The 24392-nt window shown below is 71.6% G+C and carries 17 protein-coding genes, 1 tRNA gene and 1 pseudogene; 13 read left to right on the top strand and 6 right to left on the bottom strand.

From position 1 onward, the window contains the following. The first annotated feature begins 30 nt into the window (after positions 1-30). Positions 31-783: a phosphatase PAP2 family protein gene (locus tag ACQ393_RS03850; RefSeq protein ID WP_430645500.1), complete on the top strand. Its 753-nt coding sequence runs from the start codon at positions 31-33 to the stop codon at positions 781-783. A 27-nt stretch (positions 784-810) separates the two neighbouring features. Beyond that, positions 811-1821: an alpha/beta hydrolase family esterase gene (locus ACQ393_RS03845; RefSeq protein ID WP_430645499.1), complete on the top strand. Its 1011-nt coding sequence runs from the start codon at positions 811-813 to the stop codon at positions 1819-1821. A gap of 329 nt (positions 1822-2150) precedes the next feature. Here the strand turns inward: ACQ393_RS03845 and ACQ393_RS03840 are convergent, their stop codons facing one another. From ACQ393_RS03840 to ACQ393_RS03830, 3 genes and pseudogenes are all read right to left on the bottom strand, one after another. Then, on the bottom strand, positions 2151-2453 hold the full coding sequence (locus ACQ393_RS03840) for a TSUP family transporter (RefSeq protein WP_430645498.1): 303 nt from the start codon (positions 2451-2453) through the stop codon (positions 2151-2153). Next, on the bottom strand, positions 2450-2806 hold the full coding sequence (locus ACQ393_RS03835; RefSeq protein WP_430645497.1) for a TSUP family transporter: 357 nt from the start codon (positions 2804-2806) through the stop codon (positions 2450-2452). The genes ACQ393_RS03840 and ACQ393_RS03835 overlap by 4 nt, the downstream gene beginning before the upstream one ends. Positions 2807-2923: 117 nt before the next feature. Next, positions 2924-3877, bottom strand: a pseudogene (locus ACQ393_RS03830) (VOC family protein); the annotation flags it as partial. 192 nt (positions 3878-4069) lie between these two features. Here ACQ393_RS03830 and ACQ393_RS03825 point away from each other — a divergent pair. After that, positions 4070-4597 carry a hypothetical protein gene (locus ACQ393_RS03825; RefSeq protein WP_430645496.1) on the top strand — a complete coding sequence of 176 codons (528 nt, stop codon included), beginning with the start codon at positions 4070-4072 and terminating at the stop codon, positions 4595-4597. Beyond that, complete coding sequence (locus tag ACQ393_RS03820) at positions 4540-4827, top strand: ThuA domain-containing protein (protein WP_430645495.1); 288 nt, start codon at positions 4540-4542, stop codon at positions 4825-4827. The genes ACQ393_RS03825 and ACQ393_RS03820 overlap by 58 nt, the downstream gene beginning before the upstream one ends. A 40-nt stretch (positions 4828-4867) precedes the next feature. Here the strand turns inward: ACQ393_RS03820 and ACQ393_RS03815 are convergent, their stop codons facing one another. Next, the gene (locus tag ACQ393_RS03815; RefSeq protein WP_430645494.1) at positions 4868-6343 is read right to left on the bottom strand and encodes a DUF1254 domain-containing protein; all 1476 of its coding nucleotides are present in this window, start codon (positions 6341-6343) and stop codon (positions 4868-4870) included. Positions 6344-6699: 356 nt separating this feature from the next. Here ACQ393_RS03815 and ACQ393_RS03810 point away from each other — a divergent pair, with 356 nt between their 5' ends. Next, a complete protein-coding gene (locus ACQ393_RS03810) occupies positions 6700-9057 on the top strand; it encodes a transglycosylase domain-containing protein (protein WP_430645493.1) in 2358 nt (785 codons plus the stop codon). A 76-nt stretch (positions 9058-9133) separates the two neighbouring features. On the opposite strand, the gene ACQ393_RS03805 is transcribed toward ACQ393_RS03810, so the two are convergent. Beyond that, positions 9134-10696, bottom strand: coding sequence for a hypothetical protein (locus ACQ393_RS03805; RefSeq protein WP_430645492.1), 1563 nt, complete (start codon positions 10694-10696; stop codon positions 9134-9136). 288 nt (positions 10697-10984) lie between these two features. Further along, positions 10985-11629 (bottom strand): MBL fold metallo-hydrolase, encoded by a 645-nt coding sequence (locus tag ACQ393_RS03800; RefSeq protein WP_430645491.1) that lies wholly within the window; start codon positions 11627-11629, stop codon positions 10985-10987. A gap of 61 nt (positions 11630-11690) precedes the next feature. On the opposite strand from ACQ393_RS03800, the gene ACQ393_RS03795 reads away from it, so the two are divergent. The 8 genes from ACQ393_RS03795 to ACQ393_RS03760 all read left to right on the top strand — a co-directional run bounded on the left by ACQ393_RS03795 (position 11691) and on the right by ACQ393_RS03760 (position 24383). Then, on the top strand, positions 11691-12593 hold the full coding sequence (locus ACQ393_RS03795) for a diacylglycerol/lipid kinase family protein (RefSeq protein WP_430645490.1): 903 nt from the start codon (positions 11691-11693) through the stop codon (positions 12591-12593). Between the two features lie 78 nt (positions 12594-12671). After that, positions 12672-12747 (top strand) — tRNA-Glu (locus tag ACQ393_RS03790). Between the two features lie 175 nt (positions 12748-12922). Beyond that, on the top strand, positions 12923-14035 hold the full coding sequence (locus tag ACQ393_RS03785) for a TerC family protein (protein ID WP_430645489.1): 1113 nt from the start codon (positions 12923-12925) through the stop codon (positions 14033-14035). Positions 14036-14151: 116 nt separating this feature from the next. Then, positions 14152-15021 (top strand): PP2C family protein-serine/threonine phosphatase, encoded by an 870-nt coding sequence (locus tag ACQ393_RS03780; protein ID WP_430645488.1) that lies wholly within the window; start codon positions 14152-14154, stop codon positions 15019-15021. Next, the gene (locus ACQ393_RS03775) at positions 15018-16337 is read left to right on the top strand and encodes an FHA domain-containing protein (RefSeq protein ID WP_430645487.1); all 1320 of its coding nucleotides are present in this window, start codon (positions 15018-15020) and stop codon (positions 16335-16337) included. Before ACQ393_RS03780 ends, ACQ393_RS03775 begins: the two co-directional genes overlap by 4 nt. After that, entirely contained in the window at positions 16337-18112 is a 1776-nt protein-coding gene (locus ACQ393_RS03770) for a protein kinase domain-containing protein (protein WP_430645486.1), read from the top strand. Before ACQ393_RS03775 ends, ACQ393_RS03770 begins: the two co-directional genes overlap by 1 nt. Next, positions 18109-18819, top strand: a complete 711-nt coding sequence (locus tag ACQ393_RS03765) for a hypothetical protein (RefSeq protein ID WP_430645805.1) — start codon at positions 18109-18111, stop codon at positions 18817-18819. The genes ACQ393_RS03770 and ACQ393_RS03765 overlap by 4 nt, the downstream gene beginning before the upstream one ends. Positions 18820-19022: 203 nt before the next feature. Further along, complete coding sequence (locus ACQ393_RS03760) at positions 19023-24383, top strand: Ig-like domain-containing protein (protein ID WP_430645485.1); 5361 nt, start codon at positions 19023-19025, stop codon at positions 24381-24383. The last annotated feature ends 9 nt before the right edge of the window (positions 24384-24392 follow it).

Raw genomic sequence — 24392 nt, 5'->3', positions numbered from 1 at the left:
CTTCCCACTCCCGATAACAAGGAAGCTCGAATGACAACGACGTCCATCTCCACCACTCCGCGCGCGACGACCTCGCGACGGCCCGCCCTGCTGCTGTGGTGGGCAGTCGGCCTCACCGGCCTCTTCATCGCGATGGGGGTGCTTGTCGCGCTCGATGCGGATGCGCCCTTCACTCAGCCGATCGACGACGCGTGGCGGACCCTGGTCGGAGCATCGCCCGACAGCGTTGCGTACCGTCAGCCCCTCGCGATGTTCTTCCAGCAGCTCGGAGAGATCCCCGGGCACGTCGTGACCGTCATCCTGTTCCCGGCCGTGTTGGCGATCGTGGGCCGCTGGCGATCCGCCCTGTTCTTCTTCTCGGCAGAACTGGCCGGCGTCGGCGTCTACTCGCAGGTGATGAAGAACGTGGTCGATCGCCCGCGCCCTGCCGTGGACGAATCCCTCGGGCTGTTCGGCCCGCTCTTCCACACGGATCACGGGTCCTTCCCCTCGGGCCATGCCATCTCCGCAGCCGTCCTCGCCGTCGGCGTACTCGCGCTCATTCCTTCTGAGCGTCGCATGCTGCGCATCGTCTGGGGCGTCATCGGCGGATTCATCATGGTGGGCATGCTCTGGCAGCGCACCCTGATCAACGCGCACTGGTTCTCGGACGCGCTGTTCGGTCTCCTGGCCGGTGCCGGCGCGACACTCCTCATCTGGTGGGCGTTCTGGCCGCTGCTGCAGAAGGACTACGGCCGACCGGTGTGGTTCCTGCACCGGCACCATGCAAGCTCGTCCGTCTGACCTCGGACGGATTCGAGAGGAGTTCGCATGAGCGACACCGACGCAACCACACCGAAGGCTCGGCGACGCCCGCGCCTGCGCAAGGCCATGATCATCTCCGGGTCTATCGTCGGCGGGCTGATCCTGGTCGTCGGGGCCCTCGGAGCGTGGTTCCTTTACGCCCCGACACCGAGCGAGCCGGAGCTCGATGCCCAGGTTGAACGCGGCACGATCGAGGTCGATGGGATGCAGCGCGAATACCTCGCCGTCATCCCGGCCGACCTGCCGGCAGACGCACCAGTCGTGCTCGCATTCCACGGATCGAACATGGATGCCGCAACCATGCGTGCCACGACCGGGTACCGCTTCGACGAGCTCGCGGTCGAGCGCGGCTTCATCGCTCTCTACCCCGAGGGCTACGGCAAGACCTGGCACGACTGTCGGGCCGCGACGCCATATGCTGCCCGTCTCGATGACATCGACGACATCGCGTTCGTCCGCGCGCTCGTCGACAGCCTCGCAGAGGAACACGGCACCAGCCGCGAGCAGGTCTTCGCGACCGGACTATCCAACGGTGGACATTTCGCGTATCGACTCGCGACCGAGGCTCCCGACCTCGTCAAGGGCATCGCTGCCTTCGCCGCCGCCTACCCGGCCGAGGACTCGAACGTGTGCGAGTGGGCTGGTGCACCCGTGCCGACCATGATCGTGCTCGGCACCAGCGACCCCATCAACCCGTTCACAGGTGGAGAAGCCAGCGCATTCGGCACCAGGCTCGGCAACGTCAGGTCCGCGGACGATACCGCCGCATACCTGGGGGAGCGCAACGGCGACACGATGCAACCGGTGACCGAGACATTCACCAACACCGCGGCATCGGGCGACTCCGATGCCACACGCACGACGTACACAGGCGACGCACCCGTCGTGCTGTTCGCCGTGGAGGGTGGCGGGCACGTCGTGCCGAATCCGAACTACGCGCAACCGCGCATCATGGGCGGGACGTCGATGTACCTGGACGGCCCGCTCGCGGCGATCGATTTCTTTCTCGGCGAATAGGCCGGAGAACAGACGAACACACCCCCGAGGTGGTGGGCGTCCGAGGCAGGTGACCAGAAACCTACCGAGAAACGCCCTCGGAGACCAGATTCGGCCCGCATCACTCCGTAGCAGCACGTACACTGGGGCCTATGAGATCCGCGGAATCCCGCGGAATTCCGCCCTCGCGGGCCGGTGCCGAATCGCCGCGATCGACTTCAGTTGTTCTTGGTTCGAGTCCAGGTACCCCAGCAGTGAAGAACCCCCGCTCAGGCGGGGGTTTTCGTGTGTCCGGGATCGGTTGGCTGAGCAGTGCGTTCGGATCGTGCTGGGCGGTGCGACGCCTGCGCTCACCGGAGCAGGTAGATCCCCGACGCGAAGGTGAGCAGCAGCACGACGCGCTCGAACCATGCCTGCGAGATGCGGCCGGCCGCCATCCGACCGCCGAAGGCGCCCAGCACGAGCGAGGGCACCAGAATCAGGTCGAGGAGCAGCGACTCCGAGGTCACGAGCCCGAGGCCGACCGAGAACGGCAGCTTGATCGTGTTGACGATGAGGAAGAACCACGCAGCGGTGCCGAGGATCGCCTGCACCGGGAGCCGGGACGCGACGAAGTAGAGCGTCATCACGGGGCCGGCGGCGTTCGCGATCATGGTGGTGAACCCCCCGAGTGGGCCGCGAGGAGGGTCGCACCGATGATGCGGCGCACGACCTCGTCGTTCGCGGCCCAGAGCACGACGACGCCCGCGAGGATTCCGACGAGTACGGATGGCAGGAGTCGGCGGAGGATCTTCCAGTCGGCGTGGGCGTGGTACATCCGCACCGCGATGAGGTCGCCGACGAGGAGGAGGCCGAGGACCGCGCCGGTCGAGGCCCTGGCGGGCTGGAACGATGCGAAGATCGCGGCCGGGATCGGGCCGAGCGCGGGCATGCCGCTCTTGGCCGCCCCGACCGCGAAGGCGGCCACGGCGAGGAGCAGCCATTCCGGCCCGGTGAACGTCGGCATCGTGTCCCATCGTGGCGGACCGGCGCGGTCCGTGCTGACTGGATGCCGCGCCCGGACCGGAAGGTGCGATCGGACCGGGATCGGCGAAAGGGAGGGCCCGATCCCGGTCCGAACGATTCAGCCGCGACCCTGGACCGCGTAGGGGTTGAGGATCGCCTCCTCGGTGCCCGGCACGATGCCCTCCTCGGTGGCGGTGGGCTTGCCGGGGTCCGGCGGGAAGGACTCGGTCATCGACATGGGCATGGCGCCGTTGCGGTAGAGGTTGTTCGAACCCGTGGACGGCTTCCACTCGCCGGGCTCCCAGTCGGGCACGTAGTTGCGGTACCCGCCGGTGTTCCACTCGATGCGCATGCCGCTGGGGTCGCGGAAGTAGAGGAAGCTCTGCTCGCCGACGCCGTGGATCGACGGGCCGTACTCGATGTGCGTGCCGCGCTCCATGAGCACGTCGGCGGCCTGGAGGAGCTCCTCGCGGGAGTCGACCCAGAACGCGTAGTGGTTGACGCGACCCGGCCGGTCGGAGCTGTCGAGCACGACGCCGAGGTCGTGCGACTTCTCGTTCGTCGTGATCACGCCGAAGACCGTGACGGGGTAGTCGTCCAGGGTCGTGTAGGCCATGATGCGGAAGCCGAGCACGTCGCGGTACCACTGCGTGAAGGCGCGCACGTCGGATGCGGCGACGGTGACGTGGTCGAGCTGTCGGAGGCCGACGGCGTGCTGGGTGCGCTTCTCGGGGCGGTCGGGGAAGACCGATCGGAACTCCTCGGGAGCCTCGTACTTCTCGACCTCCCAGAAGAGCTCCATGGTGTGGCCCCACGGGCCGGTGAAGCGGTACGAGCGACCGTGGCCGTGACCCGACTCGATCCACTCGCCGGTGACGCCGGCGGCCTCCACGCGCTTCGCGGCCTCATCGAGGGCCTCCGCGCTGGAGGTGCGCCACGCCATGATGTTCATCGCCGGCTCGGGGCCTTCGGTGAGGACGAGCGAGTAGTTGTAGTAGTCGCCCCACGAGCGCAGGTAGACCTTGCCGTTCGCGCGCGACTGGACCCGAAGCCCGACCTGCTCCTCGTAGAAGTCGAACGGGCTGGTCGACTCGACCGGATTCGTCCGCGCCCTCCGGGAGTGCGACTACGACGGCTGGATCGTCGTCGAGAGCGACTTCACGCCGCACCCGGCCACGAGCGTCATGTTGAACGGGTGGGAGATGCAGCACGTCCTCGATCCCATCCTCTCCTCGGAGCGCGCGCTCACCGGAGGAGGCATCGAATGACCGATCAGCTGAACGTGCTCATCCTCTCCGGCCACATGACCCGGGAGCACGACAACGAGTTCCGCAGCTTCCGCCAGCACAACGTGTGGCTGACGACGCTGCTGGAGGACACCGGGCGGTTCCGCGTCCGCGTGGTCGAGGATCCACACGGGCTCGGGGCAGGGATCATCGAGAAGTACGACGTCGTGATCGTCGTCTTCGAGGGTCGCGACGGCTACCACGATCGGGCGATCGGCTTCGGCGCCGAGACGGATGCCGCGCTGCTGAAGTTCGTGCACGACGACGGCAAGGGCATCGTCTGGTTCCACGGCTCCGCCGCGCAGGAGGACTCCTGGGGATACCCGGAGGAGTACAACGTCATGCGCGGCGCCAAGCTCAGCGCCTGGGAGACCGGGCTCCGGCCCCGCCCCTGGGGCGAGGCACAGCTCGACACCTCGAGTCGTACGAGCAGGCGCCGATGTGGCCGATGCCGCACTACCCGGTCGACATCCCCGCGGAGGGCGTCGCCGCGCTGCCGGGCATGAACACCGACCAGCCGATCGCGTGGATCAACGAGTACGGCGCGGGCCGCTCCTTCACGATCACGATCGGGCACGACATCGACACCTTCCGCCGGATCGAGTTCATCCGGATGTTCCCGCGTGGCGTCGAATGGGCTGCGACGGGCGAGTTATCGCTCGAGGGCCCGGACCGACGGGGCGAGCGCCGCTTCCTGCCCTGGCCGTACTACGCCCACGAGGGCTCCTCGCGATGATGAGGACGTCGGCGTCACGGTGTTCACCGCATGCGGAGCGTCACGCCGATGATGCGGCGTCCGGCTCGATGTCGCCGGGCTTCCACGACCCGTCGAACCACGACTCGAGGGGGCCGTAGAGGCGCAGCAGCACGAACCATCCCTTGCCGGGCACGGTCTGCACCCAGTTCGAGGCGAGCTCGGCCGGCTCGTCCGGTCCGAAGAGGATGTCGACCGAGCCGTCGTCGCGGTACTGCAGCGCGTCGCGCCTGCTGTTGCGGCTCGGCAGGTGCTGCCCGGTCTGCAGCTCGGAGCGGGTCTGGGGATCGTAGGCGACGATCGACCAGAAGTCGGCGGCCGGGACACCGGCCGGCAGCCGCAGTCGGTAGGGCTTCGCGCCGTCGAACGGTGCACCGGTCGAGTCGACCGTGGCGAGCGCGTACTGCGAGCCCTTGCCGACCATCTTCAGCGCCATCGCGGGCGTGTTGACGGTCGCGACGTAGAAGAACGTGGTGCGCGCGTCGAGGGATCGACCGCCGTTGCCGCCGTCGCGCCGGAAGCGGTGGTCGCCGCCGGGCATGGGGTTCACCCACATGCGGTCGTCGTAGAGGAAGAACTCGCGCTCCCGCGCGCGGAACACCAGCGAACGCGCGGTGCCGTTGCCGACGGCGACGGCGTCGGTGAGGATGCCGCGCATCCGCTCGTCGGGTGCGAAGGTCGAGCCCTTGACGATGCCGATCGAGGCGAGCAGGCCCCGGGTCTCGTCGTCGATGACGCCGAGCGGCTCCTTCTGGATGACGTGATCGATCTCGTCGTAGAAGCTCACGTCGTTGGCGTGCACCGTGTTCATGACCCTGCCCGAGAGCGACGCCCACTCCATCGCCGGCGGATCGTCGCGGGTCGAGAACGGGTACACCCTGACGCCCGACTCGAACAGCCGGGTCGAGTGATCCGGCGCGCCGTCGACGAGGAAGCCCCGGATGATCACGAGGTTCACCGCGCTCGGGCTCTCGGCGACGAACCAGCCCTCGGGCCGCTCACCGTCGTAGCCGGGGGGAACGATCAGGTAGGTGCCGCCCGCGCCCCGGTCGGGGCCGGGCGCGCCGAGATCGACGACGAACCGGAACCAGGCGTCGTCGACGGTTCCGGGACCGCACCCCGGCGGCACCTCGATCACGGTCGGGCCGTCGCGCTCGATGTCGAGCATCGAGATCGCGTACACCGTGTCGGTGTTGCCCGTGAGGAAGAGCGGGTCGGCGTCCATCAGGCGATCGGTGATGCCGGCCTTGTGGGCGGCGTCGATCCCCTGGTCGGCGAGCCCGCGGCGCAGCCCCTCCAGCGACGCCGCCGGCAACGCGTTCAGGAACGTCTCCACGCCGCGCAGGAAGTCGAGGTGGTCGTACAACGTCGCCGCCGTCTCGAGCGTGGGCACGCCGTCGACGAACCGCAGCTCGCCGATGCGTGTCGACACCCGGTCGGGCGTCGTGATCTTCGCGGGGATCGGCGTGCGGTAGCCGGGCCGGACCTGGTCGTTCATGCGCTCCTCGTTTCCACCGGACTCGTCGGGTGCGGGGACGCACGGCCCCCGAGGTCGATCGAAGCCCGAAGTCCGCGGGACGGCATCACCTCGATCGCGTGATTCGGTCCCGCCGGCGGGCCGGCCGCCGGATCGCGCAGGTCCGGGCGTCAGCCGGCGATCGCGTCCACGAACTCGAGCGCGGAAGCCGGACCGCTCGTTCGAGGCCCGTCGCGATCCGGCATCGATCGGTGCGGCGCGCGCCGGGCCCGCTTGCCAACCGCGAAGCGCTGAGGTTCGATGGAATCCGACGTCGAGGAGGCCGGCTCCCTACTACCGGTCTCGTGGGGCGGCGCGAGAAGGTCGGGGTTGGTTCGATGATGTACGGCGACACGCACGAACGCGCGGTGACCCGGTCGCGGACCTTCGGGGGCGTCCTCGGCGGGCTCCTCGGCCTGGTCGCGGTCAGCACGGCCGCCGCACTGCTCGTCGCCGCCGCGGTGACGCCCGCCATCGCCACGGCGGGGGTCGCGGCATCCGGAACCATCTCGCTGTTCGAGAACCTGCCGAGCTACCTGCAGATCGGCGAGCTGTCGGTCAAGAGCAACATCTACTACACGGGCAAGGACGGCAAGCCGCACCTGATGGCCTCGTTCTACGACCAGAACCGGGTCGAGGTCGAGTGGGATGAGGTCAGCCAGTACGTCAAGGACGCGGCCATCGCGGGGGAGGACCCGAGGTTCTACGCGCACAACGGCGTCGACCTCCAGGGCACGATCCGGGCCGCGGTCACGACGGCGAGCGGGCGCGAGACCCAGGGCGGCTCCTCGATCGCCCAGCAGTACGTCAAGAACGTCCGCGTGCAGGAATGCGAGCGGCTCGCGGCCGACGAGGCGGAGAAGGACGGCTGCTACGACGCCGTCACCGAGACCACGATCGATCGCAAGCTCAAGGAGATGCGCCTCGCGATCGGGGTCGAGAAGCGGTACTCGAAGAGCGAGATCCTGCTCGGCTACCTGAACATCGCGGGCTTCGGCGGCACCGTCTACGGAATCGAGGCCGCCGCGAACTACTACTACGGCACGACCGCGAGGAACGTGTCGCTGGCGCAGGCGGCGTCGCTCGTCGCCATCGTCAACAACCCGTCGAAGTTCCGGCTCGACCAGCCCGACAACGAGACGAACGGCGCGGCGGACGGGTACGCCGCGAACCATGCGCGGCGCGACTACATCCTGAAGAGCATGCTCGAGGAACGGAAGATCACCCAGGAGGAGTACGACGAGGCGGTCGCGACGCCCGTCGAGCCGAAGATCACCGAGCCGAGCACCGGGTGCCAGACCGCGGGCGGCAGCGCGTGGTTCTGCGACTACGTGGCGCACATCCTCCAGAACGACCCCGTCTTCGGCGAGGACGAGGCGTCCCGCATGCTGAACTTCCGCCGCGGCGGGTACAACGTCTACACGACGCTCGACGCCGAACTCCAGTCCGCCGCGTACAAGGCCGTGACGGCGCACGTTCCGGCCACGTATCCCGGCTGGGACGTCGGGGGCGTGATCAGCTCGGTCGAGGTCGGCACCGGCCGCGTGCTGGCGATGGTGCAGAACCGCGCGTACAGCCAGGACCCGAACGTGCTCGCGCGCGGGCCGCAGTACACGAGCATCAACTACAACACCGACTTCGACTACGGCGGCTCGCGCGGCTTCCAGCCCGGTTCCTCGTACAAGGTGTTCACGCTCGCGGAATGGCTGAAGGAGGGCCACGGACTCGCCGAACGGGTCGATTCGCGGCCGAAGAGCAACTGGGGCACCTTCCAGGACAGCTGCCTCGGGCCGCACTTCGCGGGCGACTGGAACCCGCGCAACGATGCGAACGAGTCCGGGGCGAACTACAGCGCGCTCGAATCGACGATCGGGTCGATCAACACCGGATTCATCGGCATGGCGAAGAAGCTCGACCTCTGCGGCATCCGCAAGACGGCCGAGGCGTTCGGCGTGCACCGCGCCGACGGGAACACGCTGGTGCAGGGACCGTCGTCGGTCATCGGCACGAACGAGGTCGCGCCGCTCTCCATGGCGGTCGCCTTCGCGGGCATCGCGAACAACGGCAGGACGTGCACCCCGATCGCCATCGACCGCATCACCGGTCGGGACGGCGAGGAGATCCCGCCGCCGAAGTCGACCTGCACGCAGTCGGTCCCCGAGCCCGTCGCCGCGGCGATGCACACCGCGATGAACCGGGTCATGACCGGCGGCACCGCGACCGTCTCGAACGCGAACACCGTGCCCTCCGTCCCGCTCATCGGCAAGACCGGTACGACGGATGGCGCGAAGGACACGTGGATGGTCGGCGCGAGCACCGAGGTCGCGACCGCGGTCGCCGTCGTCAGCGTGAACGGCGACGCGAACCAGCGCGGGATCAACTTCGCGACCGGGCAGGCGGCCACCGCGCGTCACCGGATGTGGCCGGAGGTGATGTCGGTCGCGTCGGCCAAGTACGGGGGCGGTGAGTTCACGATGGCCGGGCTCGGCCCGGTCGCCGGGCCCGGATCCTTCCCGGACGGGCGGCTCGTCGAGCCGGACCCGCCCGCGTCGGACGAGCCGTCGCCCCAGCCGGGCACGCCGTCCGAGCCGCCCGGCGGCGACGGCGGGAACGACGGTGGTGCAGGCGGCAACGACGGCAACGGCAACGGCAACGGCAACGGCGGGGGCGGCGGCAACGACGGCCCGGGCGGCTGAGCGGCTGACCCCGATGCGGGACGGGGGCACGGCGCGACGCGCGCCGTGCCCCCGTCAGGTCGGGCCGTCGGTCCGGTCAGGCCGTGGCCGGCGCGGTGCGCCCGTGTCGGATGCGGTGCACGAGCCAGACCGCCAGGGCGGTGAGCGTCAGCGCACCGAACACCAGCATCCACGGCAGCAGTGCTCCCGGCGACACGCCCTGCGTGCCCGCGGCGAGCTCGGCGGAGCCGACCGCCAGCCGGCCGTTGCCGTCTCGCAGCTCGTCGGCACCGGCCGCGAGGGTGTCCGCTCCGGCGGCGAGCTCGATCGTGCCGTCCGAGAGCGTCCGCGTTCCCGCCGCGAGCTCGGCCGACCCGGCAGCCAGCTCGTCGAGCCCGGTCGACAGGTCGGTCGCGCCCTGGGCGAGCGAGCCGTTCCCGACGGCGAGTCCGCTCGCACCGCTCGACAGCCGCTGCGCCCCGGCCGCCAGCTCGGCGGTGCCGGCCGCCAGCCGGCTGGTGCCGTCGACGAGCTCGTCGACCTTCACGTCCAGCGTCGACGTGCCGTTGCGGAGGTCCGCCGCTCCGGATTTCAGCCGGGCGGCGCCGTCGGCGAGCTCGGCCGACTTCGCGCTCCGGGTGGTCGCGCTGGACGCGGCCAGGTCGAGCTTCGCGTCGAGGGTCGCCGCACCCGCGGCGAGCTCGCCCGATTTCGCTGCGGCGACGTCCAGCTTCGCGGCGAGCGACTGCGTCCCGGCCGACGTCGCCTGAGCGCCGGCCGAGACCTTGGCGGCTCCGGTCGACACCGCGCCCGCGGAACCGGCGAGCCGCTGCGCGGCCTGGGAGAGCGCGAGCGCGTTCGCGATCGACGCCTCGTCCGCGCCGGCGTCGACGAGTGCTCCGTGCCAGGCGGCGAGCTGCTGGGCGAGCGCCGCACTGCCGCTCGCGATGGCGGCGCTGCCGTCGGCGACGCCCTTGGCCCCCGTCGCCACCTCACCGGTCCCGGTGACGAGCAGCGGGACCCCCTCGGCCCCGACCGCCGCGCCGAGGCCGGCAGCGAGCGCGGCCGCCCCGGCCTCCACGTCATCGCCGCCGTCCGCGAGCGCGGCGACGCCGCCGGCCAGCTGCGACGCACCGTCCGCGAGGCGTGCGGCGCCGTCCGCTGCCGTGCCGGCGCCCGCGGCGACTCGGGCCGCACCGGCATCGGCACGGCTGATGCCGTCGGAGAGTGCGGCGGAGCCGTTCGCGGCGCGCGCGGCGCCCGACGCGGCGTCGCTTGCGCCGGTCGCGCTGCGGGCGGCCCCGTCGGCGAGTTCGACCGCTCCGGCCTGCGCGGACGCCGCGCCCGCCTGGAGCCTGGCCGCCCCGGCCGCTGCGGATTCGGCGCCGGTGCCGGCGGTCTCGGCGCCGTCCGCCGCGGCGGCCGCGCCGTTGCGGAGCTCCTGAGCGCCCGCGGCGAGGGTCTCCGCGCCGGCCGAGAGCTCCGCGGAGCCCGCGTCGGCTCGGCCCGCGCCGTCCGAGAGCCGGCTGGCTCCGGCAGAGATCGTGTCGGTGGTGAGCAGGAAGAACGCCGCGAGGGCGATCAGGGCGATGGTCGTCGCTGCGGCGGCGATCCGCACGCCGAGGCCGTGGCGGTGCACGGCGGGGTCGGTTCTCGTCATCGAGTCTCCTGGGTCTGCGGGCGCGCCGAGGCGCCCGTGTGCGTGGGTGCAGGATCGACGACGCCGGGGTGCGCGGGGCGTCGCCACTCGCGACCCGTCGGAGACTCCTGACCGCGACCTCCGGCCCACGGACGCTCCGTCGCGGCCGAAAGTGGCATGAATCTGGCAGAGGTCTCGTGACGGCGTCAACGCACTCCGCGGAAGTTGGGCGGAACCCGCCAATCGCGACGGTGCGGCCCGCCCGCGGCTTGTATCAGACCGACAGCGGATGCCGCGGCATCCGTGGATTCACAGGTCGAACGAGTCGCCCGGCTCCAGCGGCAGGTACTCGCCGCCGCCCTGCTCCGTCGCCCACGCGAGCCGCGCGTTGGAGAGGTCCTTCCCGGCGCGCGAGAGCACCATCTCGTGCGTGGGGAACGCGCGTTTCGGACGGACCGCCGTGACGTAGTCCATCGACTCCGAGATCTTCATCCAGGGTGCGCCGGCCGGGGCGGCGAGCACGTCGACCTCGACCCCGTCGGGCACGTCGAACGAGTCGCCGGCGTAGTAGAGCGCGTCGTTCACGAGCACGCCGACGTTGTCGATCACCGGGATCGACGGGTGGATCACGGCGTGACGCCCGCCGAAGAACCGCAGGCGGAAGGGCCCGACCTCGACGGCGTCACCCGGAGCGACCCGCTCGACCTCGATGCCGGACTCGGCGGCCTTCGCGACGACGCCCTCGGGGCCGAAGAACCGGACGCCCGGGCTGCGGTCCCCGATGCGCCCGAGCTGCTCCGGGGTCCAGTGGTCGTCGTGCGGGTGGGTGATGACCACCGCGAGCGCGCCCGCCGCCTCGGTGATGGGGGTCGTGAACTTCCCCGGATCGACGAACAGCCGATCGCCGGAGTGCTCCACGACGAGGGCGGCATGTTCGAGCTTGGTGACGCGCATGTTCCGAGCCAACACCGTCGCACGTCGTGCGCGCAACCGGGTTGCCTGCCATGATCGCAGCATGTCGCCTGGCCCCCGTCGCCTCCTGCTCGCGGTGAATCCGAGCGCCTCGTTCGGCCGCAACCGTGCGATCGGCCCGGCGGCCGCCCGGCGGCTCGAGGCGGAGGGCTACGAGGTGACCGTGCTGCGCGCGGACAACTTCGAACTGCTGCGCCTCGAGGTGCAGGCCGCCTTCGAGGCCGGCACAGACGGGCTCGTCGTCGTCGGCGGCGACGGCATGGTCTCGCTCGGCGTCAACGTGCTCGCGGGCAGCCAGGTCCCCATGGGGCTCGTGGCCGCGGGCACCGGCAACGACCTCGCGCGCGCCCTCGGCCTGCCGCACGACGATCCCGAGGCCGCCATCGACGCCCTCGTCGAGGCCCTCCGCCGACCGCCGCAGGCGATCGACCTCGGCCTGCTGCGGCACGGGGAGCTCCGGACCTGGTTCGCCTGCGTGCTGTCGGCCGGCTTCGACGCGGTCGTCAACGAGCGGGCGAACCGGATGACGCGGCCGCGCGGTCCGAGCCGGTACACCATCGCGCTCCTGCGCGAACTGGCCACCTTCCGCCCGCGCCGGTACGCGATCACCGTCGACGGCGCGCGGCGGGAGCAGGCGGCGATGCTCGTCTCCGTCGCGAACACGCCGTCGCTCGGCGGCGGGATGCGGATCGTCCCGCACGCCGACCTCGCCGACGGCCTGCTCGACCTGTTCATCGTGCATCCCCTGTCGCGCATCGGCCTGCTCGGGGTCTTCCCCCGTGTATTCGCGGGCGAGCATGTCGACCATCCCGCCGTGGAGTTCCTCCGCGCGAGCCGGGTGCGGCTCGAGGCGGAGGACATCGTCGCCTACGCGGACGGGGAGCGGGTGGGGCCCTTGCCGATCGACGTCGAGGTGGTCCCGGGCGCGCTCCGCGTGTTCGCCTGACCCCCGGGCGAGCGGCCCCGCGGCCCTCGATTTGGAATGCGCCGGAAACGTATGCCATACTCGAACACGTCGCAGCGAGGCCCCATCGTTTAGCGGCCTAGGACGCCGCCCTCTCACGGCGGTAGCGCGGGTTCAAATCCCGCTGGGGTCACCAATGACAGGCGAACGCCCTCGCATCATCATGATGCGAGGGCGTTCGTCGTTTCGCGCCGCGGTCCCTTAGACTCGTCCGAGCGAAGGGGAGTATCCCGCCGGTGCCGTGACGGCGCCGGGCCACGATCGTCAGTACGAGCGCCGTCGATGCCGCTCCGGTCGTGGCGGCGCATCCGATGCGCGGGGAGAGACTTTCGGTCCTTGCCGCACCCTCCGAAAGGCCCTCCGTGACCGCACTGCCCGTCTGGTTCGAAGTCGGTTCGCTCGTCGTGCTGACGCTGATCCTGGTCGCCGACCTCCTGCTCGTGATCAAGCGCCCGCATGTCCCGTCGTTCCGCGAGTCGACGCTCTGGGTCGTGTTCTACATCGCCCTCGCGCTCGTCTTCGCGGGACTGATGTTCGTCATCGGCGACGCCGAGCACGGCGCGCAGTTCCTGGCGGGCTGGCTCACCGAGTACAGCCTCTCGATCGACAACCTCTTCGTGTTCGTCATCATCATGTCGAGGTTCGCGGTGCCCAGGAAGTACCAGCAGGAGGTGCTCATGGTGGGCATCATCCTGGCGCTGATCCTCCGCGGGATCTTCATCCTGCTCGGGGCGCAGCTCATCGAGAACTTCAGCTGGATCTTCTACATCTTCGGCGCCTTCCTGCTCTACACGGCCGCGCAGCAGGCGTTCGGCGACCACGAGGACGAGGGCGGCGATTCGGCGCTCATCCGCCTGCTCCGCCGCCGGCTCCCGATCACGAACGACTACGACGGCATCAAGCTCCGCACGATGATCGACGGCCGGCGCTTCTTCACGCCGATGCTCATCGTGTTCGTCGCGATCGGCACGACCGACCTGATCTTCGCGCTCGACTCGATCCCCGCGATCTTCGGCATCACGCAGAGCCCGTTCATCGTGTTCACCGCCAACGTGTTCGCGCTCATGGGCCTGCGACAGCTCTACTTCCTCCTCGGGGGCCTCCTCGAACGCCTCGAGTACCTCAAGTACGGCATCGCGTTCATCCTCGCCTTCATCGGCGTGAAGCTCGTGCTGCACGCCATGCACGAGAACGAGCTGCCGTTCATCAACGGCGGCGAGCACATCGAGTGGGCTCCCGACATCTCGACGTGGACCTCGCTCGCGGTGATCGTCGGCGCGATGGCGGTCGCGACGGTGGCGAGCGTCGTGAAGGCAAACCTCGACGCCCGCCGCCGCGGCCACACGCTCGGCGAGGAGATCCCGCACTTCACCGAGGAGGGCGAGCGCGACCGCGACCCCGACGGTTCGACGGTCCAGCGCTGAACGCCGTCCCCATCCTCGTCCCGCGGTGACGCGGGCGGGGCGAACGCTTGCTAGCGTGGAGCGACTGCGCCCCCTGCGGCGAGAACTCCTGCCCTGCCCAGAGAGGACCCGATCTCGTGACGTCTGACGGCAGCGGTGTCGTGCCCATCCCGACGGGGTCGGCGCGGATCGCGCACAGCGCCCGCACCCACGTCGGCAACGTCCGCACGGTGAACGAGGACGCGCTGCTCGCGCAGCCGCCCGTGTACCTCGTCGCGGACGGCATGGGCGGCCACGCACGCGGGGACGCCGCGAGCCGGGCCGTCGTCGACACGTTCCGCCGGCACCTCGACGAGGGCGCACCCTCGACGCCCGAGCGCGTGCTCGACGCGATCCACAGCTCCAACGACGTCGTCCGGACGCTCTCCGACGAGGGCGACGAGGGCACGGCCGTCGCGGGCACCACGGTCGCCGGCGTGGCGCTCGTCGACGCCGGCGACGGTCGCGGCGTGCACTGGATGGTGTTCAACGTCGGGGACTCGCGGGTCTACGTCTGGGACGGTCGCCGCCTGGAGCAGGTGACCGTCGACCACTCGGCCGTCCAGGAGATGGTCGACGCCGGGCTCCTCCGGCCGGATGAGGCGGAGCGGCATCCCGATCGGAACGTCATCACCCGCGCCGTCGGGGCGGACGAGCACGTCGAGCCGGATGTCTGGCTCATCCCGGCGACCGGACGGCAGGTGTTCCTCATCTGCTCCGACGGGCTGTCGAAGGAGGTCGGCGACGCCGAGATCGGGCGGATCCTGGCCGGCCACTCGATGCACGCGGTCGGCCTGGCCGGCGAGCTGGTGGATGCCGCGCTGGCGGCGGGGGCCCGCGACAACGTGAGCGCGATCGTGGTGGAGTCCGACCTCGGCGGTGCCGCGGACGAGGACGGCACGACGCGCGACCGGGGAGACGACTCGGCGGTGGTCGAGGAGACCACGCCGCGCGGAAACGGGGGATGACGGTGGCGGAGTACCTGCCCGACCACGGCGGTCGCTGGCTCGCGGCGGTGCGCGACGAGGCGCTGCTCGTCCTTCCGGCCGACCGCGCCGCCGACCTGCTCGCCCTCTGGCCGCACCTCGACGGCGGCGCCGCGCCGCACGTCATCGACCGGCTCGCCGGTTCGGGCATCACCGCGGCGCCGAGCTTCGCACTCGTCGTGCGCGAGCCCGCCACGCGCGCAGCGCGGGCGCTCGTGCGGGGCGAGCTCACGGTGACCCTCGGCGAGACCGAGGTCTCCGGCGCGGGCGTGTCGACGTGGCAGGAGCGCGCGACCGACGGCGAGGCGGACGTCAGGGTGGCGATACGGGCGGCCTCCGACCTCGGCGGCGTCCGCCTACCGGTCGTGGAGGGCGTGGTCGCGGCATCCGTCGTCGACTGGCCCGTCGGCGCGGCGCGGGCGCAGGCGGGCCCGGCCGGGGCGTCGGCGCCCGCGTCGGTTGCGGATCGCGAGACGGCCTTCGGCGGAGACGACGTCGAGGACGCCGAGCCGGAGACGACGCCGCCGACGCCGACGCCGACGCCGCTGCCGACGCCCGACGAGCGCACGATGGTCCCGGAGGACACGATCGTCGGCGTCTCGCGGACCGAGCGGCCCCGCATCGAGCGCCCGGTCGTCGAGCGTTCCGTGTCGATCGTCCCGCCGGCCGCCGGTGTTCCCGCGCCCGATTCGGCGGCGGCACCGGGGTCGCGAGCACCCGTGATCGTGCCGCCCGACTTCGGCTCGACCCCGCCCGCGCTCGCCGAGCCCGCCGCGGCCCCGCCGCTCCCGACGTCGGGCCCGGCGCCGGCGCAGCCCGCACCGGCGACGCTCGGAGACCACGACGGTCTCACCGTCGCGCGCGCCGATCTCCGGCGACTGCGCGACGCGGGTCCCGCCGCGCCGTCGCGACCCGATGCGGACGCGGCGCGCGAGCCCGCGGCATCCGCCCCGCCCGCGCCGTCGCTCGCCCTGCGCCTGCCCGACGGGTCCATCGAGCCCATCGTCGGCGAACTCGTGCTCGGCCGCGCTCCGTCGATCGGGCGGGTGAGCGGAACCCGCATCCCGCGCCCCGTCGTGATCGGCGCCGGCGACCCCGACATCTCGCGCACCCACCTCCGCGTCGCCGTCGAGGGCGGCACCGCCGTCGTCACCGACCTCGATTCGCGCAACGGCACGCAGGTCGTCGCGCCGGGGCAGCCGCCGATGCGGCTGCGCCCGTCCGAGGCGACGCCCGTGCTGCCCGACACCGTCATCGACCTCGGCGGCGGCTGGAGCATCCAGGTGGTGGTGCGCTGATGCGACGCCCGCCCGCCGCCCCGCCGGAGCTTCCCGGCTACACGCACCTCGGCCTGCTCGGGTCGGGCGGCTTCGCCGACGTGTACCTCTACGAGCAGCGACTGCCGCGGCGCAAGGTCGCGGTCAAGGTGCTCCTCGCCGACGACATCGACGCGTCGACGCGGGCCCAGTTCGTCGCCGAGGCGAACCTCATGGCGCGTCTGTCGGCGCATCCGTTCATCGTCACGATCTTCCACGCCGACGTGTCGGGCGACGGACGACCCTACTTCGTCATGGAGTACTGCTCGGGGCCGAGCCTGTCCGAGCGTTACAAGCGGCAGCCGCTGTCGGTCGAGGACGCGCTGCGCACCGGCATCCGCCTCTCGGGTGCGGTCGCGACCGCGCACGCGGCCGGCATCCTGCACCGCGACATCAAGCCCGCCAACGTCCTCACGAACGACTACGGATGGCCCGCGCTCAGCGACTTCGGCATCTCCTCCGACCTCGAGGGCGACCTGCCGGTCCACACGATGAGCTTCACCGGGGATGCCGCGGCCACGGGCTCCGGCACGGGGTCCGATCGCGCCGCGGTCGGCATGAGCGTGCCGTGGTCGCCCCCCGAGATGTTCGAGGACGATCCGCGCCCCGACACGCGCAGCGACGTCTTCGCGCTCGCCGCGACCGTGCACACGCTGCTGGCCGGACGGACGCCGTTCGAGGTGCCCGGCCGCTCGAACGGTCCGCTCGACCTGATCGGCCGCATCGAGCGCGGCCGGATCACGCCGATCGGCCGCGACGACGTGCCCGCGAGCCTCGAGACGGTGCTCGCCACCGGCATGGCCGTGCACCGCGAGGACCGCTACCAGAGTGCGGTCGAGCTCGGCCGCGCGCTGCAGCGCATCGAGCTGGAGCTCGGGTACTCGGTGACCGGCATCGAGGTCCCGAACCTCGGCGGGCCGGGCGGCCGCGAGGAGCCGTCGTCGTCCCCTGCTGCGGACGACAAGCCCGCGACGCGGGCGAGGTCCGTGCGGGTCGTCGAGGCCGGCATCCCCGGGCCGGATCGGTGGGCCGCACCGGCGGTCGCCGCAGCCGCCGTGCCGCCGCCGGCCGCCGCCGCGCCCGCTGCCCCGGGTCGGATCGTCCCCCCGTCCGTCGGGGCCGCGGATGCCACGCAGGCGCGGGGCGTCCGCGAGGTCGACGCCCAGCCGTCGACCGGCTTCGGTTCCGCATCGGTGGACGACGGCACCGTGATCCGGCCGGCACGCAGCGGCGCGTCGGCGGGCGATCCCGTCGAAGGGGCCACGGTCATCGCCCCGGCCCGGCGGACGGCGGGAGCGGACGTCCCGGCGTCGACCGCCGCCGAGACACCCGACGCCACCCCCGCGCGCGGCCGCCGAGCGCTCGGCGGGATCGTCGCCGCCGTCGCCGGCATCGTGGTCATCGTGGCGGTCAGTGCGGCGCTCCTGCTCGGCGGCACGCTCGGCGGCCCCGAGGCCGACCCGGACGACGGGCACGCAGTGCCCGAGGACGCGGTGGTCGCCGCGAGCGTGCCCGCACCCGTGGTGGAGCCGGGCACGGTGGCGGGCGGCCGCGCGGTCTTCACCGTGCGCCACGACGGCGCCGAGGACGGCGACCGCTACCGCTGGCAGCGCGCCGACGGTTCGGGCTCGACGGCCGTCGCCGACGGGCCCGAGATCGTCGTCGACGGGGTCGCCGCGGGGCAGACGGTCTGCATCGAGGTGCAGGTCCAGCGCGGCAGCAAGACGTCCGAAGCGGTGACCGGGTGCACGTCGTGAGGCCGCTGCGCGTGGAGTACTGCGGCGAGTGGTACACCGTCGAGGCGGGGAGCACCTTCACCATCGGGCGCGAGTCCGACCTCACGATCGACGACAACCCCTACCTGCACCGCACCTTCCTCACCCTCTCGAGCGAGTTCGGCCTCTGGTGGCTCTCGAACGTCGGCCAACTGCTGTCCGCGACGGTGTCGGATGCCACGGGCAGCGTGCAGTCCTGGGTGGCGCCGGGCGCCAAGCTGCCGTTGGTGTTCAAGACGGTGCACGTCATGTTCAGCGCCGGGGCGACGACGTACGACTTCACGGTGCACGCCGAGGAGGACTTCTACAACACCTCGCTCACCGCGGCGCCCGCCGACGGCGGCACGACGATCCTGCCGGTCACGCTCACGACGAGCCAGCGACTGCTCATCGTCGCGCTCGCCGAGCACGTGCTCTCGCAGCCGAGCGCCGGGCGGGCGACCGTGCCGTCCTCCGCGGAGGCCGCGGCACGCCTCGGCTGGAGCATGACGACGTTCAACCGCAAGCTCGACAACGTGTGCGAGAAGCTCGACAAGATCGGCGTCGACGGGCTGCGCGGCGGCCGCGGCAAGCTGGCCGTGAACCGTCGGGCCAGGCTCGTCGAGTACGCGGTGGCGACGCGGCTCGTGAGCGTCGACGACCTCGTCCTGCTCGCCGGCGACGATCCGGCCGCGCGCGGCGACGGCTGAGGACGGGCGTCCACGGCGGAGCCGGTTCTCCGATTCGCGGCCGATCGTGGCGGGGGATCCCCTCCGGATCATGACGTCGTGGGGAGTCCTCCCCATTTCGAGGGCCCCGAACGCCCGTGTTAGCGTATGCCCGACCCGCCGGTCTCTCCGGCGGTGAAATCCGACGCCCTACCGACGGAACGCACCCGGGGGAGACGAATTCTGTGGTCACGTTGAGGTCATGGGCGCGGTCGCGCCGGAACGTCGCCTCGGCCGCCGCGCTCGCCGTGCTCGCGGGCGTTCCCGTCGGCCTCGCCGTGGCGCACGAGGGCTTCCCGGTGACCGACCCCGACCTGCGCGCGCGCGAGGTGTGGGTCACGAACGCCGAGGAGCTGCTCGCCGGCCGCCTGAACCGCCAGATCGAGGAGCTCGACGCGGCCGTCGCGACCGCGTCGAACGAGATCGACGTGTTCCAGGACGGCGAGGACGCCTTCCTCTTCGACCCGAGCGTCGGGACCATCGAGCGGATCGATCCGTCGTTCACGACGCTCGTGCAGCGTATCGACGTGCCCCCGGCCTCCGAGGTCGCGTACGGCGGTGACGTGCTCGCGATCCTCTCGCCCGAGGGCGAGCTCTGGCGGGTCACCGCCGACGGCGACCTCGCGTTCGACTACCGGGGCACCGATCCGATCGTCGACCTCGGGGCCGGCGCGCACGTGGCCGTCACGAGTGAGGGCACCATCCTCGCCACCGCGCCGGGCGACGGCGAGCTCGTCTCACTGGCACGCGATGCGGCCGAGCCGACCATCGCCGAGCTGCCCGTCGTCGGCGAGCACCAGCTCGCGGCGGTCGGCGAGCAGGCCGTCGTCTTCGACGAGGAGGCCGACCGCGTGGTCGTCGACGGGCGCCAGATCGACCTGCCCGAGCCGGCCCTGCGCCTCCAGCAGTCCGGGCCCGAGCACGAGAACGTGGTGCTCGCGACCGCGACGGGCCTCCTCGAGGTGCCGATCGGCGGCGGCGCGGTGCGAACCGTCCCGAACGGCGGCGAGGTCGCGGCGGCGGACGCGGGCGAGGTCGCGGCGCCTGTCCGCCTCGGCGAGTGCGCGCACGGCGCGTGGGGCGGGGCCGTCGGGCGGTACCTGCTCGCGTGCGACGACGCCGAGCCGCAGTCGACCGCGATCGACCAGCCCACCGCGGGCTCCCGCCTCGAGTTCCGCGTGAACCGCGACGTGATCGTGCTGAACGACCTCGCCAACGGCAACGCGTGGCTCGTCGACTCCGACCTGCGGCTCGTCGACAACTGGGAGGAGGTCACGCCGCCCGAGGAGAGCGACGAGCTCGAAGGCGACGAGAAATCGGCCCAGCAGACCTTCGAGGACACGCTCGCCGAGCGCACCGACGTGAACCGTCCGCCGGTGGCGCGCGACGACGACTACGGTGTGCGGCCCGAGCGCACGACCATCCTCGAGGTGCTCGAGAACGACACCGATCCCGACGGTGACGTGCTCACCGTCGCGAGCACCACCGAGGTCTCGGAGGCGGCCGGTCGGCTCGAGCTCATCGACGGCGGGCGCGCCCTCCAGTTCACGCCGGCGGCCGGAGCGGCCGGCAGCGTGTCGTTCCGGTACGGCGTCGACGACGGCCGCGGCGGCGTGGCCGAGGCATCCGTTAACGTGCGCATCGTGCCGGCGAGCGAGAACACCGCTCCCGCGGCGCTCCGACAGGCGGCGATCAGCGTCGAGCAGGGCCAGCAGCTCTCGTACAACCTGCTCGCCGACTGGAACGACCCCGACGGCGACGACCTGTACCTCGTGAACGCCTCGCCGACGGGCGGCGACGCCGTGCGCTCGAGCCCCGACGGCACGATCACCTTCGAGCACCGTTCGGCCGAGCTCGGCACGAAGGAGGTGCAGTACACGGTCTCCGACGGGCAGACGACGGCTGCGGGCACGCTCACCGTCGAGGTGAAGCCGACCGGCACGCTGAACCCGATCGGCACGCCCGACTTCGCGCGGGTCTTCGCCGGCGAGACGACGCTCATCGAACCGCTCGCCAACGACCTCTCGCCGTCCGGCGCGGGGTTGGAGCTCCTCGGCATCGAGGAGGCGCCCGAGATCGCGGTCATCACGCCGAACGTCGAGCGCGGCACGATCGCGTTCTCGAGCACCGAGCCGGGGGAGTACGTCTTCCTCTACACCCTCGGGGCGGGCGCCGCGACGAGCAAGGGCCTCGTGCGCGTCCAGGTGGTCGAGGCGCCCGCCGAGGCGCTGCCGCCCATCGCGGTCAAGGACACCGCGTACCTCAGGGCCGCCGAGCCGCTCACGGTGCCCGTGCTCGCGAACGACGTCTCGCCGTCCGGGCGCGTGCTCGCCGTGCAGTCGATCGACGACTCCGCCGCCGACGGGCTCGTCTCGGTCGAGATCCTCACCAACACCGTCCTGCGCGTCACCGCATCGCAGGCCCTCGACGAGCAGCTGCAGGTCGCGTACACCGTGTCCGACGGCGTGAACCCGTCGACCGCGAGCGTGACGATCGTGCCCGTGCCGCCGCTCGTCAAGCACCAGCCGCCGGTCGCGGTCGACGACGGCGCCATCGTCCGCGCGGGCGACATCGTCACGGTCGACGTGCTCGAGAACGACACCCACCCGGATGCCGCGACGATGCACCTGCTGCCGGAGCTCATCGAGGTCGACGCGCCCGATGGCCTCGCGTTCACCGACGGCGACACCGTCCGCTTCCAGGCGCCCGAGAGGCCCGGCGTGTACAGCGCGGTCTACACGGTCGCCGACGACTCCGAGCAGACCGCGCGCGCGACCGTGCGATTCACGGTCGTGGGTCGCGACGCGGGCGAGAACCGGGCGCCGCTGCCCACGCCGCTCACCTCGCGCACCTTCGCCGGGTCGGCCGTCAAGGTCGACGTGCCGCTCGACCAGCTCGACCCCGACGGCGACTCCGTCACCCTCACGGGCATCACCGTCGCACCGGAGTTCGGCCGAGTCGTTGAACGCACCAGCACGTCGTTCACCTACGAGGCGTTCGACGGGTCGGCGGGCACCGACGAGTTCGGGTACGAGGTGCGCGACACCCTCGGCGCGACCGCCGAGGGAACCATCCGCATCGGCGTCATCCCGCGGCCCGAGGTGCAGTTGCCGCCGAAGGCGGTCGACGACGCCATCGAGATGAAGCCCGGCCGCACCGCGTCGGTCGAGGTGCTCCTCAACGACTCCGACCCGAGCGGCTACCAGCTGCACGTCGCCGACCTGCCCGAGGTCGACGACGACATCGAGGCCGAGATCCGCGACCGCCGCCGCATCGTCGTGACCGCGCCCGAGCAGGAGGCCGCGTACACGATCCGATACGAGATCTCGAACGGCCACGGCGGCGCCGACACGGCCTTCCTGCAGATCGCCGTGACCCAGGACGCCGTGATCGACCCGCCCACGGCCGAGGACCAGGTGATCGAACCGGAGGAGGTCGTCGACGGCGAGGTCGTCACGGTCGACCCGCTGGCGGATGCCACGAACCCGGGCGGGCTCGTCGACGACCTCGTCGTGACGCTCGAGGGGCCGAACGCCGGACGGGCCCAGGTCGCCGCCGACGGCACGATCGATGTGATGCCCGGCCGAGAGCGCTACGCGGTCGCGTACCGCCTCACGAACGACCTCGACGACCTCTCGGCGATGGCGTTCGTGATCGTGCCGCCCGTGCCGTCCGGCGACGAGACCGTCGAGGAGACGCAGCGGCCGAAGACGCCCGAGGAACTGCTCGCCGAGGAGAAGGCGAAGTTCCCCGCGCCCTACCTCAAGGACCTCGGCGAGATCATCGTGCCGATGAACGGCAGCATCAGCTGGAACGTCGACGACCTCGTGGTCGTGCCGTCGGGCAACCCCGCCCTCATCCTCTCCGCGTCGTCGACCAACGCGGGCGAACCCGCGTTCGTCAGCGGCACGGCGGTGCAGTACGTGCCGGCCGCCGACTACCGCGGCGCGGCGTCGCTGACGTTCGAGGTGACGGACGGCGAGGGCGCCGACGATCCCGTCGGGCGCACCGCCATCCTGACCATCCCGATCACGGTCGGCGACCCCGACTTCAACGACACCCCGCCGACGTTCACGCCGCGGAGCGAGACGATCGAGGCCGGCGAGGCGCCGCTCGACGTCGACCTGCGTTCATCGACCGACCAGCCGAACCCCGACAACATCGAGCGCGTCGAGTACCGCAACCTGCAGGGCGCGAACGCCGACATCGAGGCGAGCATCGTCGAGGGCTCGATCCTCCGGCTCTCCTCGCCCCTCGGCGTGCAGCCGGGCACCGAGGCGCGGATCTCGTTCGACGTGGTGTTCAACGAGTTCACGGTGCCGGGGTACGTCGACGTGAAGGTGGTCTCCTCGACCAGGGCGCTGCCGAAGGCGAACGACGACGGGCCGGTCGAGATGGTGCGCGGCGGCACCGCGACCGTCGACGTGCTCGCGAACGACTTCAACCCGTTCGCGCCCGACGCGGAGCTCACGGTGATCGACGCGCAGATCGACCAGGCCGACGTCGGCGCCGGCGCGTCGGTGTCGCACACGGCCTCGGACGTCACGGTGAACGCCGGCGCGGCCTTCACGGGCACCCTGAGCGTCATCTACCGCATCCAGGACGGCACGAAGGACCCCGCGCGTGAGGTGCAGGGTCGCGTCACCGTCGTCGTGCGCGACGCGCCCGACCGTCCGGCGGCGCCGACGATCCAGAACTCGGGCGACCGGTCCGTCACCATCCGCTGGACGGCCCCGGCGAACAACAACTCGCCGATCACCGACTACGAGGTCCGGTACAACGGCCAGACGAGGAGCTTCGGGGCCGGCGCCGCGGGCGTGAACCAGGAGTTCACCGGGCTCACCAACGGCACGGCCTATACCTTCCAGGTCCGGGCGAAGAACGTCATCGGCTGGAGCGAGTGGTCGGCGCAGTCCGCGTCGCGCACGCCGTACGGCACGCCGGGCGCGCCGACCGGCGTCAAAGCTCAGGTCAACGGGTACGCCACGACGAGCGTCGACGTGAGCTGGAACGCGCCCTCGAACACGGGCGGCGGTGCGGTCCGCTACGACGTCCGGATCGACAACGGGTCGTGGGTGAACTCGGGACAGAACACGAGCCACCGCTTCACGGGCGTCGGGGCCGGGTCGCACACCGTGTCGGTGCGCGCCGTGAACCTGGGCAGCGAAAACCCGGGCACCGCGTCGTCCGACAGCTTCTCCGTGCAGAACCCGCCGCCCCCGCAGCCCGCCGGGTCGATCGGCAAGGGCCCGAGCCGCGCGTGCGACAGCGGCGGCGGCGGCTGCGCCAACGTGCGCATCACCTGGACCGACATGGACCCCGGCCGCTACCAGGTGTACGTGACCGTCAACGGCTCGTGGAGCAACTGGAAGGGCACCTACGACGTCGCGGCGAACGGGCGGCTCGAGCTCCTGAACCACCTCGGCATCCGCGCGGGGGGCGAGACCATCGCCGTCCGCTTCGAGAACGTCAGCGGCGGCACCTCGCGAACGCTCGGCGCGATCAGCGGGACCCAGTGGAACAACATCGGCTACAACACGTGGTGACGGGCGCGA

Source organism: Agromyces sp. GXS1127 (assembly GCF_050565425.1).
In the GTDB taxonomy this organism is placed as follows: domain Bacteria; phylum Actinomycetota; class Actinomycetes; order Actinomycetales; family Microbacteriaceae; genus Agromyces.
Note: the sequence above shows the minus strand (reverse complement) of the source record. Positions and strands in the feature narration are given on the sequence as shown.

Coding starts and splice junctions, on each gene's coding strand:
- ACQ393_RS03850 (WP_430645500.1), top strand. CDS start 31: ATGACAACGACGTCCATCTCCACCACTCCGCGCGCGACGACCTCGCGA.
- ACQ393_RS03845 (WP_430645499.1), top strand. CDS start 811: ATGAGCGACACCGACGCAACCACACCGAAGGCTCGGCGACGCCCGCGC.
- ACQ393_RS03840 (WP_430645498.1), bottom strand. CDS start 2,453: ATGATCGCGAACGCCGCCGGCCCCGTGATGACGCTCTACTTCGTCGCG.
- ACQ393_RS03835 (WP_430645497.1), bottom strand. CDS start 2,806: ATGCCGACGTTCACCGGGCCGGAATGGCTGCTCCTCGCCGTGGCCGCC.
- ACQ393_RS03825 (WP_430645496.1), top strand. CDS start 4,070: ATGACCGATCAGCTGAACGTGCTCATCCTCTCCGGCCACATGACCCGG.
- ACQ393_RS03820 (WP_430645495.1), top strand. CDS start 4,540: ATGCCGCACTACCCGGTCGACATCCCCGCGGAGGGCGTCGCCGCGCTG.
- ACQ393_RS03815 (WP_430645494.1), bottom strand. CDS start 6,343: ATGAACGACCAGGTCCGGCCCGGCTACCGCACGCCGATCCCCGCGAAG.
- ACQ393_RS03810 (WP_430645493.1), top strand. CDS start 6,700: ATGATGTACGGCGACACGCACGAACGCGCGGTGACCCGGTCGCGGACC.
- ACQ393_RS03805 (WP_430645492.1), bottom strand. CDS start 10,696: ATGACGAGAACCGACCCCGCCGTGCACCGCCACGGCCTCGGCGTGCGG.
- ACQ393_RS03800 (WP_430645491.1), bottom strand. CDS start 11,629: ATGCGCGTCACCAAGCTCGAACATGCCGCCCTCGTCGTGGAGCACTCC.
- ACQ393_RS03795 (WP_430645490.1), top strand. CDS start 11,691: ATGTCGCCTGGCCCCCGTCGCCTCCTGCTCGCGGTGAATCCGAGCGCC.
- ACQ393_RS03785 (WP_430645489.1), top strand. CDS start 12,923: ATGCGCGGGGAGAGACTTTCGGTCCTTGCCGCACCCTCCGAAAGGCCC.
- ACQ393_RS03775 (WP_430645487.1), top strand. CDS start 15,018: ATGACGGTGGCGGAGTACCTGCCCGACCACGGCGGTCGCTGGCTCGCG.
- ACQ393_RS03770 (WP_430645486.1), top strand. CDS start 16,337: ATGCGACGCCCGCCCGCCGCCCCGCCGGAGCTTCCCGGCTACACGCAC.